Origin of the sequence: Mycobacterium senriense, assembly GCF_019668465.1 — a bacterium.
GTDB lineage: Bacteria > Actinomycetota > Actinomycetes > Mycobacteriales > Mycobacteriaceae > Mycobacterium > Mycobacterium senriense.
The window spans coordinates 5,482,547-5,496,181 of the sequence record NZ_AP024828.1; the positions used below are offsets into that span (position 1 = coordinate 5,482,547).

Annotated in this window: 11 protein-coding genes and 1 pseudogene; 5 read left to right on the forward strand and 7 right to left on the reverse strand. The window is 69.3% G+C overall.

The features are described 5' to 3' along the window. Positions 1 to 6 precede the first annotated feature (6 nt). Both aftC and msrB read left to right on the forward strand, forming a co-directional pair. A complete protein-coding gene (gene aftC / locus MTY59_RS25560) occupies positions 7 to 1,350 on the forward strand; it encodes an arabinofuranan 3-O-arabinosyltransferase (RefSeq protein ID WP_221043624.1) in 1,344 nt (447 codons plus the stop codon). A gap of 72 nt (positions 1,351 to 1,422) precedes the next feature. After that, positions 1,423 to 1,848, forward strand: coding sequence for a peptide-methionine (R)-S-oxide reductase MsrB (gene msrB / locus MTY59_RS25565; protein ID WP_415822814.1), 426 nt, complete (start codon positions 1,423 to 1,425; stop codon positions 1,846 to 1,848). 19 nt (positions 1,849 to 1,867) lie between these two features. Here the strand turns inward: msrB and MTY59_RS25570 are convergent, their stop codons facing one another. Genes MTY59_RS25570 through hemE form a run of 4 tightly spaced genes read right to left on the reverse strand, consistent with a single transcriptional unit; the run spans position 1,868 to position 5,802 of the window. Further along, positions 1,868 to 2,620 (reverse strand): class I SAM-dependent methyltransferase, encoded by a 753-nt coding sequence (locus MTY59_RS25570; RefSeq protein ID WP_221043625.1) that lies wholly within the window; start codon positions 2,618 to 2,620, stop codon positions 1,868 to 1,870. Between the two features lie 58 nt (positions 2,621 to 2,678). Continuing rightward, positions 2,679 to 3,374 carry a hydrogen peroxide-dependent heme synthase gene (gene hemQ, locus MTY59_RS25575; protein ID WP_221043626.1) on the reverse strand — a complete coding sequence of 232 codons (696 nt, stop codon included), beginning with the start codon at positions 3,372 to 3,374 and terminating at the stop codon, positions 2,679 to 2,681. Between the two features lie 5 nt (positions 3,375 to 3,379). Further along, the gene (locus MTY59_RS25580) at positions 3,380 to 4,756 is read right to left on the reverse strand and encodes a protoporphyrinogen oxidase (RefSeq protein WP_221043627.1); all 1,377 of its coding nucleotides are present in this window, start codon (positions 4,754 to 4,756) and stop codon (positions 3,380 to 3,382) included. After that, complete coding sequence (gene hemE, locus MTY59_RS25585) at positions 4,753 to 5,802, reverse strand: uroporphyrinogen decarboxylase (protein ID WP_221043628.1); 1,050 nt, start codon at positions 5,800 to 5,802, stop codon at positions 4,753 to 4,755. Before hemE ends, MTY59_RS25580 begins: the two co-directional genes overlap by 4 nt. Positions 5,803 to 5,890: 88 nt before the next feature. Here hemE and MTY59_RS25590 point away from each other — a divergent pair, with 88 nt between their 5' ends. The 3 genes and pseudogenes from MTY59_RS25590 to MTY59_RS25600 all read left to right on the forward strand — a co-directional run bounded on the left by MTY59_RS25590 (position 5,891) and on the right by MTY59_RS25600 (position 8,753). Continuing rightward, positions 5,891 to 6,700 carry an enoyl-CoA hydratase/isomerase family protein gene (locus tag MTY59_RS25590; protein WP_221043629.1) on the forward strand — a complete coding sequence of 270 codons (810 nt, stop codon included), beginning with the start codon at positions 5,891 to 5,893 and terminating at the stop codon, positions 6,698 to 6,700. Positions 6,701 to 6,789: 89 nt separating this feature from the next. Beyond that, positions 6,790 to 7,456 (forward strand): annotated as a pseudogene (locus tag MTY59_RS25595) (DUF3000 domain-containing protein). A gap of 1 nt (position 7,457) precedes the next feature. Then, on the forward strand, positions 7,458 to 8,753 hold the full coding sequence (locus tag MTY59_RS25600; RefSeq protein ID WP_221043631.1) for an HRDC domain-containing protein: 1,296 nt from the start codon (positions 7,458 to 7,460) through the stop codon (positions 8,751 to 8,753). Here MTY59_RS25600 and dxs read toward each other — a convergent pair. The 3 genes from dxs to MTY59_RS25615 form a co-directional block, all read right to left on the reverse strand. After that, positions 8,750 to 10,675 (reverse strand): 1-deoxy-D-xylulose-5-phosphate synthase, encoded by a 1,926-nt coding sequence (gene dxs / locus MTY59_RS25605; RefSeq protein ID WP_221043632.1) that lies wholly within the window; start codon positions 10,673 to 10,675, stop codon positions 8,750 to 8,752. The genes MTY59_RS25600 and dxs overlap by 4 nt on opposite strands. Before the next feature lie 45 nt (positions 10,676 to 10,720). Then, positions 10,721 to 12,193 (reverse strand): cation:proton antiporter domain-containing protein, encoded by a 1,473-nt coding sequence (locus tag MTY59_RS25610; protein WP_221043633.1) that lies wholly within the window; start codon positions 12,191 to 12,193, stop codon positions 10,721 to 10,723. Positions 12,194 to 12,420: 227 nt separating this feature from the next. Further along, the gene (locus MTY59_RS25615; RefSeq protein WP_221043634.1) at positions 12,421 to 13,599 is read right to left on the reverse strand and encodes a class I SAM-dependent RNA methyltransferase; all 1,179 of its coding nucleotides are present in this window, start codon (positions 13,597 to 13,599) and stop codon (positions 12,421 to 12,423) included. Positions 13,600 to 13,635: the final 36 nt, after the last annotated feature.

The following is a 13,635-nucleotide window of genomic DNA, read 5'->3' on the forward strand; positions in this document are numbered from 1 at the left end:
GCGCCGGTGTACGGTGCGCTGGTGACGGCAGCTGAATCGACCCGAACCGGCCTGCGCGATCGGACCCTGGCCGCCTTCAGTCCCCGCACCGGCCCGCCGAGCACGTCGACGGTGCTGAGGATGGCGCTGTGGCCGGTGGCCATCATGTCGGTGTTGCACCGCAGCATCATCCTGAGCCTCAACGGCAACATCACCGACGACTTCAAACCGGTGTACCGCGCGGTCCTCAACTTCCGGCACGGCTGGGACATCTACAACGAGCACTTCGACTACGTCGACCCGCACTACCTGTACCCGCCGGGCGGCACGCTGTTGATGGCGCCCTTCGGATACCTGCCCTTCACGCCGTCGCGCTACCTGTTCATCCTGATCAACGCCGTGGCCATCCTGATCGCCTGGTACCTGCTGCTGCGGATGTTCAAATTCACGCTGGCTTCGGTGGCCGCGCCCGCCCTGCTGCTGGCCATGTTCTGCACCGAAAGCGTGACCAGCACGCTGGTGTTCACGAATATCAACGGCTGTGTGCTGCTGGCGGAGGTGCTGTTCTTCCGGTGGCTGCTGGACGGGAGGGCCGGGCGCCAGTGGTGGGCCGGCTTGGTGATCGGCCTGACGCTCACCCTCAAACCCGTGCTGGGCCCGCTGCTGTTGCTGCCGCTGCTGAATCGCCAGTGGCGGACGCTCGTGCCGGCCATCGCGGTTCCCGTCGTCGTCAACGTGGCCGCATGGCCTTTGGTGAGCGATCCCATGGACTTCGTCACCAAGACGGTGCCCTACTTCCTGGGCACCCGGGACTATTTCAACAGCTCCATCGAGGGCAACGGCGTGTACTTCGGCCTACCCACCTGGCTGATCGTGTTCATGCGAATCCTGTTCACCCTGCTGATGATCGGTGCGATGTGGCTGTTGTACCGGTACTACCGCACCCGAGACCCGCTGTTCTGGTTCACCAGCTCGTCCGGAGTGCTGCTGCTGTGGTCGTTCCTGGTGTCGTCACTGGCCCAGGGCTACTACTCGATGATGCTGTTCCCGTTCCTGATGACGGTGGTGCTGCGGAACTCGCTGATCCGCAACTGGCCGGCCTGGCTCGGGATCTACGGCTTCATGGCGCTGGACGACTGGCTGATCTACAAGTACATGAGGTACGGCCGTGCGCTGCACTACCTCAAGATCACCTACGGCTGGTCGCTGCTGCTGATCGTCGCCTTCACCGTGCTGCTGTTCCGTTACCTCGACGCCAGGGCCGAGAACCGCCTGGACGACGGCATCGATCCCGCGTGGCTGACGGCCGAGCGCGAGCGCGAGGCGATCGCACCCGCGGCGGAGCCGGGCGCAGCGGCTCACGTCCACTGAGCGTCGCGCCGATCGCGGGGCGCTGCCGGGCCGGGCGCGGCGGATCGCCGCCATGCGCGCTAGCGTGGATGCATGACCTCCCCCGACGTGTCGCAGCCCAAGGTGCAACTGAGCAACGACGAGTGGCGCAAGAAACTCAGCCCGGAAGAGTTCCACGTGCTGCGCCAGGCCGGCACCGAGCGACCCTTCACCGGTGAATACACCGACACCAAAACCGAAGGCGTGTACCAATGCCGGGCCTGTGGTGCCGAATTGTTCCGCAGCACAGAGAAGTTCGAGTCGCACTGCGGCTGGCCGTCGTTCTTCGACCCGGCGAAGTCCGAGGCGGTGATCCTGCGGCCCGATCATTCCATGGGCACGACGCGCACCGAGGTGCTGTGCGCGAACTGCCACAGCCACCTGGGCCACGTGTTCGCCGGCGAGGGCTACCCGACGCCGACGGATCAGCGCTACTGCATCAACTCGGTCTCGCTGCGGCTGGTGCCGGCGGGCGGATAGCTCTGGGCCGTCAGCCCTCTCAGTCCACCCGGGTGGCGTGTACTTCCCAGAACGGGGCGTACGCCCGCTCGCCGTCGAGCCACGGCTCGATCACCCGGAAGCGCTCCAGTAACTTCTCCGCCTGGTCGGCCATGTCGGGGCTGCGCTTGGCCATCGCCTCGATGGACGCGACGCTGACGTTGACCCGATAGGTGGTCGTGCCCAGATAGGTGATCTCCCAGCCACCGTCCGGCAGCACATCGCGAAAGTCGTTCTTCGACAACGACCGCGGCATCTTGAACCCGTTGACGTTGTGCTCGCCGAACTCGAACATGTACAGCCGCGCACCCGGTTTGGTGGCGCGGTGCAACGCCTGCACATAGGACCGGCGCAGCTCGGGCTCGGTGCTGAAGGTGTGGTAGAAGGCGCAGTCGACCACTGTGTCGAACCGTCCGTCGAACCCCTCCAGCTTCGTCGCGTCGGCCAGCTCGAAATTCACCGACACCCCGGCCTTTTGGGCGTTCTCCCGGGCCCGCTCGATGGCGCCCGCCGACCCGTCGATGCCGGTCGCCGAATATCCCTTGGACGCGTAGTAGATGGCGTGATGGCCCGGGCCGGTGCCCGGGTCGAGCACCTCACCCCTGATGGCGCCCAGCGCGACGAGCTGCTGGACCACCGGCTGCGGGCCGCCGATGTCCCACGGTGTGGCAGCCGGCAGGCCGTGCGTTGTCCGCTCGTCGCGGTACATCTCCTCGAAGCGGGTGGGGTCGGTGGGATCGAAGGGCTGGGTCATGTGGCGCCGCTTCTCTCGCTCATTTTTGGCGCTATGCGCCATATCGTCGCCGGCGCGGTCATGGCAAGGCGTTCACCAGCTGCTCGACGGGAACCCGGGGCCCGGTGAAGAACGGCGTCTCCTCGCGGGTGTGCCGGCGGGCGTCGGTCGCGCGCAGCTCCCGCATCAGGTCCACGATGCGGTGCAGTTCGGGAGCCTCGAAGGCCAGCAGCCATTCGTAGTCGCCGAGCGCGAACGCCGGGACCGTGTTGGCGCGAACGTCCTTGTATTCGCGCGCGGCCATGCCGTGCTCGGCCAGCATGCGGCGGCGTTCCTCGTCGGGCAGCAGGTACCACTCGTAGGACCGCACAAAGGGATACACGCAGATGTAGGCGCCGGGTTCCTCGCCGGCCAAAAACGCCGGGATGTGGCTCTTGTTGAACTCGGCCGGCCGATGCAACGCCACGCTGCTCCACACCGGCGAGCTGGCCCGCCCCAGCGCCGTGGTGCGCCGGAAATCGGCGTAGGTGGCCTGCAGCGCCTCGACGCGTTCGGCGTGGGTCCAGATCATGAAGTCGGCGTCGGCCCGCAGGCCCGCGATGTCGTAGAGGCCGCGCACCGCGACGCCGCGCTCCTCCTGCTGCTTGAAGAACGTCGACGCTTCATCGATGACGTCGTCGCGCTGGTCACCGAGTTCACCGGGCTCTACGGAGAACACCGAAAACATCAGGTAGCGGATCGTGGAGTTGAGCGAGTCGTAGTCCAGCTTGGCCATGGAACCTATCGTGCCACCCGCGCGTCCAAGTCTCCGATGGCCCTGATCACACGCTCGGCCGAGCGCCCGGCGGTGCCGACGCAGGCCGGCACGCCGATGCCGTCGAGGTAGCTGCCGGCCACCGCGAGCGTGGGGGGCAGGCCCGCCCGCACCTCGGCGACCACATCGGCATGGCCGGGCCCGTACTGGGGCATCGCGTCGATCCAGCGCTGGATGCGCACCTCGACGGGGTCGATGGTCAGGCTGAACACGGCGGCCAGGTCGCCCAGCGCCCAGGTCAGCAGCTCGTCGTCGGACGTGTCGGCGGCCACGCGATCGCCGAACCGGCCGAACGAGAGCCGCAGCAACTGGGCGTCACCCCGAGCACCCCACTTGCGCGACGAGAGCGTGATGGCCTTGGCCCGCAACCGCTCGCCGGTGGCCACCAGCACGCCCGAACAGTCCGGGAACGCGGTATCGGCGGGCACGGCGAGCGCCATCACCACCGACGATGCGCTGGCGATGCGGCCGGCCGCGGCGACGCTGCGGGGGGCGATCTCGGCCAGCAGCCGGCAGCACTGCCCCGCCGGCACGGCCAGGATCACCGCATCGGCGGCCCAGCGCGCGCCGGTGTCGTCGACCACCGCCCAGCCGGCGCCCGCGCGCTCGAGCCGCGACACCGCGGCGCGCACCCAGCGCGGGCGCCCACGCGCGAGCAGCTCGTCGATCAGCACCTGGTAGCCGCCCTCGAGCGACCCGAACACCGGCGCGCCGGTGGCCGGCGGCAGCGCCTGCCGCACCGCGTCGGTCAGGCTGGTGGCGCCGCGGTCCAGCGCCGCCGCCACGGTCGGGGCGGCCGCGCGCAGGCCGATGGTGGCCGCCGAGCCCGCATAGACCCCGCTCAGCAGCGGATCCACCGACCGGGCGACCACCTGGTCGCCGAACCGCTCGCCCACCAGGTCGGCCACCGCGGGGTCGGCGCCCGGCTCCCACGCCAGCGGTTGGGCGGGTTCGGCCTCGATGCGGGCCACCGTGGCCTCGTCGACCAGCCCCGCCACCGACGCCGCCGACGACGGGATCCCGACCACGGTGCCCGCGGGCAGCGCGCGCAACCCCTGCCCGCTGTAGATCAACGGACGCGCGCCCGTCGAAACCCGCTGGCGCCCAGACAAATTCAGTTCGTCCAACAGTGCGGGCATTTCGGGTCGGCGCAGCACGAAAGCCTCGGCACCCACGTCCATCGGCACCCCGCCGACCACCTCGGTGCGCAAGACGCCGCCGAGCCTGTCGCCCGGATCGAACAGCGTGATCGCGGCGTCGTCGCCGACGGCCCTGCGAAGCCGATAGACCGCCGTCAGACCCGAAATACCGCCCCCCACAACACAATACGAGGGAGAGGTCATAGTGAGTGGACCAGCGACACCAGATCGGTCAACACACCGGGATCCGTCTCGGGCAGCACGCCGTGGCCGAGATTGAAGACGTGACCGGCGGCGCCGGCGTCGATCGCCCGCCGCCCGTCGTCCACGACCGCGCGCGCCGCGCGCTCCACCACCGGCCAGCCCGCCAGCACCACCACCGGATCCAGGTTGCCCTGCAACGCCGTGCCGGGTTGCACGCGAGTGGCGGCGTCGGCCAGGGAGGTCCGCCAATCCACGCCGACCACGGTCGCGCCGACCGAGGACATGGCGCCCAGCAGTTCGGCGGTGCCGACCCCGAAATGGGTCATCGGTACGCCGTGGTCGGCCAGCGCGGAAAACACCCGGGTGCTGTGCGGCTGCACGTAGGTGCGGTAGTTCGCCAGGGACAGCGCCCCGGCCCACGAGTCGAAGACCTGGATGGCGTCCACCCCGGCCTCCAGCTGCACCCGCAAGAAGCCCACGGTGATGTCGGTCAGCTTCTCCATCAGCGCATGCCAGGTGTCCGGCTCGGCCAGCATCATCGCCTTGGTGCGCGCATGGTGGCGACTGGGGCCGCCTTCGATCAGATAGGACGCCAACGTGAACGGGGCACCCGCGAAGCCGATCAGCGGGACGTTGCCGAGCGAGGCCACCAGCATGGACACCGCGTCGGATACCGGCTGAACCCGTTGCCGCTCAAGGGTTTTGATTGCGGCCACGTCGGCGGCGGTGCGCACCGGCGACTCGATGACCGGCCCGACCCCGGCGACGATGTCCAGGTCGATGCCCGCACCGAGCAACGGCACCACGATGTCGGAGAACAGGATCGCCGCGTCGACGTCGTGGCGGCGCACCGGCTGCAGGGTGATCTCGCAGACCAGATCGGCGTCGAAGCAGGCCGACAGCATGTCGGTCTGGGCTCGCAGCGCCCGGTATTCGGGCAGCGAGCGACCGGCCTGCCGCATGAACCACACCGGCACCCGGTTGGGTTTGCGGCCGGTCACGGCGGCCAGATACGGCGACTCGGGAAGGTCGCGGCGAGTATTCATCAGCCTCAATGCTGCCATGACCGAAGAACACCGAACTGCGCTGCGTACGATCAACGACCGCGACCGTTTGAACGTCAGGAGTGCGGAGATGCCAGTGAGTCAGCCCCCAGCGAGTTACGACGCGTTTCCCAGCCTGCGCTGCGAGCTGGGGGAGAACGGGGTGCTGACGCTGGTCCTCGACTCCCCCGGCCTGAATTCGGTCGGGCCGCAGATGCACCGCGACCTCGCCGACATCTGGCCGGTGATCGACCGCGATCCCGCCGTGCGCGCCGTCCTGGTCCGCGGTGAAGGCAAGGCCTTTTCCTCCGGGGGCAGCTTCGACCTGATCGACGAGACGATCAACGACTACCAGGGCCGGATCCGCATCATGCGCGAAGCCCGCGACCTGGTGCACAACATGATCAACTGCGACACCCCCGTCGTGTCGGCCATCCGGGGGCCGGCGGTGGGCGCGGGCCTGGTGGTGGCCCTGCTCGCCGACATCTCGGTGGCGGGCCGGACCGCCAAGCTGATCGACGGGCACACCAAGCTGGGCGTGGCGGCAGGCGACCACGCCGCCATCTGCTGGCCCCTGCTGGTCGGCATGGCCAAGGCCAAGTACTACCTGCTGACCTGCGAGACGCTGCTGGGCGAGGAAGCCGAGCGGATCGGGTTGGTATCCACCTGCGTCGACGATGACGACGTGCTGTCCACCGCCACCCGCATCGCCGAGAACCTGGCGCAGGGCGCGCAGAACGCGATCCAGTGGACCAAGCGCAGCCTCAACCACTGGTATCGCATGATGGGGCCCACCTTCGAGACCTCGGTGGGCCTGGAATTCCTCAGTTTCAGCGGCCCCGACGTGCAGGAAGGCCTGGCCGCGCACCGCGAGAAGCGCCAGGCGCGTTTCACCCGCTGACCGCAGTCTGAGCTGCACATATAGCTTTGGTGGAGGCCTGGTAACGGCTTGGTCGCGGCCGGTTTGACACGCGGCGCGCCTGTCGCGGCGTGTCGGGCTGTGGGTCTAGCGTCGATCCCTGTGACCCGTGCCGTGACGACGCAGAACGGTCGGGATGAACAGGAGCGGCGCCAAGTGACCTCTTCCGAACCGGCCCCCTTCCGCGAGGCGGTGGCGGCGATGAACGCCGTCGTCGTGCGGCCGGAGATCGAGTTGGGTCCCATCCGGCCGCCGCAACGCTTGGCTCCGCACAGTTACGCCCTGGGCGCCGAGGTCAAACATCCCGATCACGAAATCATTCCCGAGCGGTCCGACGGCGACGCCTTCGGACGGTTGATCCTGCTGTACGACCCTGAAGGGGCCGACGCGTGGGACGGCACCATCCGCATGGTCGCCTACATCCAGGCCGACCTTGACCCCAGTGAGGCGGTCGACCCGCTGCTGCCCGAAGTAGCGTGGAGCTGGCTAGTCGAGGCACTGGAGTCACGTATGGAACAAGTCGTCGCCCTGGGCGGCACCGTCACCGCCACCACATCGGTCCGCTACGGAGACATCTCCGGGCCGCCGCGCGCCCACCAGCTCGAGCTGCGCGCGTCCTGGACCGCGACGTCGCCCGCGGTTGGTGGGCACGTCGAGGCGTTCTGCGAGGTATTGGAGCACGCCGCGGGCCTACCCCCCGCTGGAGTCACCGATTTGAGCTCGCGGTCACGCGCCTAGCATGGGCGAACCCTCGGCCGACGGGCCGGGCAGCAGCGCGCCCGGCGACGTAGGCACCGAACCCGCCCCCACACCGCTCCCGCACCCCTCCGAGGGCGTGCCGGGCATCTCGGTGAGCGTGCACGAGATCGAGGCGGCCGCGCAGCGACTGGACCGCGGGCACGGGCCGTTCGCGGTGGACGCCGAGCGGGCGTCGGGTTTCCGCTACTCCAACCGGGCCTACCTGATCCAGATCCGGCGGGCCGGTTCCGGCACCGTTTTGATCGATCCGGTGAGCCACGGCGCCGACCCGCTCGAAACCTTGCGGCCGGTGGCCGAGGTGCTGGGCAGCGACGAGTGGATCCTGCACTCCGCCGATCAGGACCTGCCGTGCCTGGCCGAAGTGGGCATGCGGCCGCCGGCGCTGTATGACACCGAACTCGCCGGGCGGCTGGCCGGGTTCGAACGCGTGAACCTGGCGACCATGGTCGAGCGGCTGCTGGGTTTCGGGCTGGCCAAGGGGCACGGCGCGGCCGACTGGTCCAAGCGACCCCTGCCCGCCGAGTGGCTCAACTACGCCGCGCTGGATGTGGAACTGCTCATCGAGCTGCGCGCCGCGATCGCCGACATCCTGGCCGAGCAGGGTAAAACCGATTGGGCCGCACAGGAATTCGACTATCTGCGCGACGCGGGTACGAAAGATCCGGCTGCCGCCGTGCGGCGGGACCGGTGGCGGCGAACGTCGGGAATACATCGGGTGCGCGATCAGCGCGGCCTGGCCGCGGTCCGCGAACTGTGGCTGACGCGCGACCGGATCGCGGAGCGCCGCGACATCGCCCCGCGCCGCATCCTGCCCGACTCGGCCATCATCGATGCCGCCCTGGCCAACCCGACGACCGTCGAGGAGCTTGTCGCGTTGCCGGTGTTCGGTGGGCGCAATCAGCGGCGCAGCGCCGCGACGTGGTTGGGGGCGCTGGAGGAGGCCCGGCGGACCAAGAATCCACCCGGTGTCAACGAGCCGCCGAACGGTCCGCCGCCGGCGGCGCGGTGGAGCAGACGCAAACCGGAGGCCGCCGCCCGGCTGGAGGCCGCGCGCTCGGCGCTGTCCGAGGTCTCCGAGCGGGTCCACGTCCCCACCGAGAACCTGGTGTCGCCGGACCTGGTGCGACGGCTGTGCTGGGACTGGGCGCCCGCGCCCGATCCGTTCGACGCCGTCGAGGAGTTCCTGCGCGCCGGGCAGGCGCGGCCGTGGCAGCGGGAATTGGTGGATCCGGTTTTGGCCCGCGCGTTGCAGGCCCCGCCGGAGATCGCCGACTAGTCGAGGTGCTCGCGGATCTCCGCTTCGGTGACACCGCTGCCCAGCGCGGCGACCCAACCGGTGATGCGGCGGGCCACGTCCTGATCGGTCAGCGCCAGATCCGCCAGCAGCTCACCGCGCGAGGCGTGCTCGTAGAACCGCTGCGGCAGCCCCACATCGCGGCACGGAACGTCGATCTCGGCGCGGCGTAGGGCGGCGGACACCGCCGAGCCCACCCCGCCGTTGACCCCGTTGTCCTCGCACGTGACGACGAGCTTGTACTGGACCGCCAATTCCAGAACGCTCTCCGAGACCGGCAGCACCCAGCGCGGGTCGATGACCGTGACGCCGATCCCCTGGTCCTGCAGCCGCCTGGCCACCGCCAGCGCCATCGGCGCGAACGCACCGACGCCGATCAGCAGCACGTCGTGATTGCAACCGGCGGCCGGCACCGCGAGCACGTCGACGCCAGAGATGCCCGATCCGCGGCGCTCGATCGCCGGGATGTCCTCGCCCACATCACCTTTTGGGAAGCGCAGCGCCGTGGGGCCGTCGTCGACGTCGAGCGCCTCGCCGAGTACCTCACGCAACCGGGTGGCGTCACGGGGTGCGGCCACCCGCATACCGGGCACGATGCCCAGCATCGACATGTCCCACATGCCGTTGTGGCTGGCGCCGTCCGAACCGGTGATGCCGGCCCGGTCGAGCACCATGGTGACGGGCAGCTTGTGCAGCGCCACGTCCATCATGATCTGGTCGAAGGCCCGGTTGAGGAACGTCGAGTAGATGGCCACCACCGGGTGCATGCCGCCCATGGCCAGGCCGGCCGCCGACGTCATCGCGTGCTGCTCGGCGATGCCGACGTCGAACAAGCGGTCCGGGAACTGCTGCCCGAACGGGGTCAGCCCGGTCGGGCCGGGCATGGCCGCGGTGATGGCCACGATGTCGCGGCGCTTCCGGGCGTAGCCGATGAGGGCGTCGGAGAATGTCGCCGTCCAGCCCGGGCCGGCGACCTTGGTCGCCCGGCCGGTGACCGGGTCGATGACGCCGCAGGAATGCATCTGCTCGGCCTCGTCGTCCTCGGCCGGCGCGAAGCCCATCCCCTTGCGGGTCACCACGTGCACGATCACCGGGCGTCCGAAGCCGCGGGCGTGGCGCAGCGCGGCCTCCACCGCGCGTTCGTCGTGGCCGTCGACGGGGCCGACGTACTTCAGGCCCAGATCGGTGAACATCAGCTGCGGCGACAGCGAGTCCTTGATGCCGGCCTTGACGCTGTGCATGACGCGGTAGGCGATCTTGCCGACCAGCGGCAGCGCGCGCAGCGCGTCGCGGCCCTTCTCCAGGGCCTGCTCGTAGGCCGGCTGCAGCCGCATCGAGGCGAGATGGTCGGCGACACCGCCGATCGTCGGGGCGTAGCTGCGGCCGTTGTCGTTGACCACGATGATGACCGGGCGGCCGGAGGCGGCGATGTTGTTCAGCGCCTCCCAGCACATGCCGCCGGTGAGCGCGCCGTCGCCGACCACCGCGACCACGTGCCGGTTGCGGTGCCCGCTCAGTTCGAAGGCCTTGGCCAGACCGTCGGCGTAGGACAGCGAGGCGCTGGCGTGGCTGGACTCCACCCAGTCGTGCTCGCTCTCGGCGCGCGACGGATATCCGGACAGCCCGCCCTTTTTGCGCAGGCTCTCGAAGTCGTGGGAGCGGCCGGTCAGCATCTTGTGCACGTAGGCCTGATGGCCGGTGTCGAAGATGATCGGATCGTGGGGCGAGTCGAACACCCGGTGCAGGGCGAGCGTCAGCTCGACCACGCCCAGATTCGGGCCCAGGTGTCCCCCCGTGGCAGCAACCTTGTGAATCAGAAACTCGCGAATCTCAGCGGCCAGTACGCGAAGTTCATGTTGGGAAAGGTGCTGCAGATCGGCGGGCCCACGGATCTGTTCCAGCATCCAGTCAGTCTACGCAGCGCCCGCCGAATGGCACGGTTGCAGCGCTCACCGCGCCCGCGGCGGGCCGAAGAGGTCGGCCAGCGTGTCACGGAGTTCGGGATCCGCCAAAACGACGACCTCGTCGCCGGCCCGGAGTTCGGTGTCGCCCCGCACCGGCACCAGGCCGGTCGTCCGGACAACGATGCTCACCCAGATATCACCAACGCGGTCACCGAGCCCCTCGACCGTGCACCCTTGGATAGCAGACCCTTTGGCAACGCTGAAACGATGCACCCCCGCCGGTTCGTCCGCGAGCCGGACGCCTATCTCCCACGGCCGGGTCTCCACCGTGCGCATGGGCAGGTGCAACAGATTCGCGACGCCGGGCACCAAACTGCCCTGCACGAGAACCGAGAAGATCACGACGACGACCACGACGCCGTACAGGCGTTCGGCATCGGGGACGTGCGCGGCGCGCAGCAACTCGCCCAGCAGGATCGGCACCGCGCCTTTGAGCCCGGCGAAAAGAACGAAGGCGCGTTCGTTTCGCTGCAATCGCACGGGAACTAGACAAAAGCCCACCGCCAGCGGCCGAATCAACACTGTCAGGGCCACAGCGATGACGAGCCCGCAAACCCATACATCGGGATGGCCAAGGACACCGAGATCGACGGTCAAACCCAGAATGGCAAAAGCGACGATTTCGGCCAGACCGGCTAGGGCGGCGTGGAATCGCTTGATCTCCGGCTTGTAGGGCGCGCGGGCGTCGCCGATCACGATGCCGGCGACGAAAACCGCCAGAAATCCCGAGCCGTGCGCCAGCGTGGCGATGCCGTACAACATCAGGACTGACGCCAGGGTACGCAGCGGGTAGAGGCCTTCGCTCGGTAACGCCACGCGGCGCATGAAGACGAGCAGGGCACGCCCGCCGGTCACCCCGACGGCCAGGCCGATCGCCATTTGCAGAGCGAATTGGGTTCCCACGCTGGCGAACCCGGCCGCGCTGAGGCCACCCGCGGCGATCAGGCCGGACATCAGCGAGATGCCGACCGGATCGTTGGCGCCGGACTCGCCCTCCAAAATGGTGCTACTGCGCCCCCTGATCTCGCGCTTGCCCAGGACAGAGAAGACCACGGCCGGATCGGTCGGAGCCACGGCCGTGGCCACGAGCACCGCGGGAAACCAGCCGATTCCGCATCCGTAGTGCAGCACCAATGCCGCCCCCGCTGCGGTGAGGGCGGTGCCCACTACGCCTAGCGACAGGATCGGAGCGGCTGCGGCGCGGAAGCGCGAAGGCCCGATGTGCATGCCGCCGTCGAACAACACCAGCACCAGAGCGATGGTGATGACGCGTTCCACAACCCGCTCGGGCGGAGGCTGCACCACGGGCACGGTGTGCACCGCGACCGCAGCTCCGACCAGCACCAGTAGTGGAACGGGGATCTTGACCCGCTCGGTCAGCCGATTCGCCAACACCGCAACCAAACCGACCGCGCTGGAGAGCAACACGAGCAGCGCGTAGCGAGAAGTTTCGTTCACGATGGCAGCAATCGAGCACCGGTGAGCACGTACCGCGCGCGCAATCGACATGACTCGGCAGTCACGGCCCGTCCTTGGATGATCAGCACGCGCGCCTTTCGATCGGTCGACGACGACATCGCCGACCAGACTTCCCGGCACACCGCCACGCAGTCTAGCCGGTCGTGAGTATCACCCGCGCGGCATTGCGGTGACATGCCGGCGGGACCGTCGCCGCCAGAAACTCCTTAACGGGTCAGCAGCGCGATGCATTCGGTGTGATGCGTCAGCGGGAAGGCGTCGAACACCTTGATCTGCTCGACGGCGTAGCCGTGCCCGAGGTAAATCCCGATGTCGCGGGCGAAAGATGCTGCCTCACAACCGATGTGCACCACCCGCGGAATGCCGGCGGCGGCCAGCAGGTCGATGACCTCGCGACCGGCCCCCGCCCGCGGCGGGTCCAGCACCGCCACGTCGGCGCGCCCGCGCTGCGCCGCCAGCGCGCGCCGCACCGAGTCGGTGACGACGTGCACCTGCGTCAGATCGGCCAGGGCAACCCGGGCGGCCCGGGTCGACGCGCGCGAGGTGTCGACGCTGAGCACCCGCCCGGACGGGCCCACGGCATCACCGAGCACCGCAGCGAAAACACCTGCGCCGCCGTACAAATCCCACGCGCGCATGCCGGTGCCCAACTGTGCCCAGTCGGCGACCAGCCCGCTGTACACACCGGCCGCCTCGCGATGCGCCTGCCAGAAGGCGGTCACCGGCACCTGCCAGCTGCGCCCGGCCACGCGCTGCACCGCCTCGTAGCGACCCTCCACCACCTTGGTCGCGGTCTGCCTGCCCTGCCGCAGCGTGCGCACCACGTGGCGCGCGCCGTCGTCGTCGACGGCCACGTGCAGCTGGGCGGCGGGCGGCCAGTCGAGGTCGGCGATCCCGTCGAGCATGCCGGCCGGCAGCTGCGCACAGCGCAGGTCGGTCACCAAATCCTCGCTGTGATACCGGTGAAAGCCCGGGCGACGGTCGGGGCCCACGTCGAGCCGAACGCGGGTGCGCCACCCGGTCGGCGCGGAATCCGCCAGCGGCTCGGCCTCTCCGCTCCACGCATGCCCGCCGAGGCGCTCGAGCTGGTTGGCCACGACCTCGGCCTTGAGCGTGCGGGTCACCTCGGGCTCGGCGAACGCCAGGTCGCAGCAGCCGGCGCCGTCCACCCCGGCGATGGGGCACAGCGACGCGATACGGCCGGCAGCCGCGTCGATCACTTCGAGAACCTCTGCGTGCCAATAGGATCCGCGATCCGCGGTGACCCGGACACGCACCCGCTCACCGGGCAACGCATATCGGACGAACACCACACGGCCTTCGTGGTGCGCGACGCAGCTGCCGCCGTTGGCCGGGGCACCGGTGGTCAGGGTCGGCTCCCCCACGGCTGGTGGAGTCGCGCGCGGCGCGCGGGTCGATTC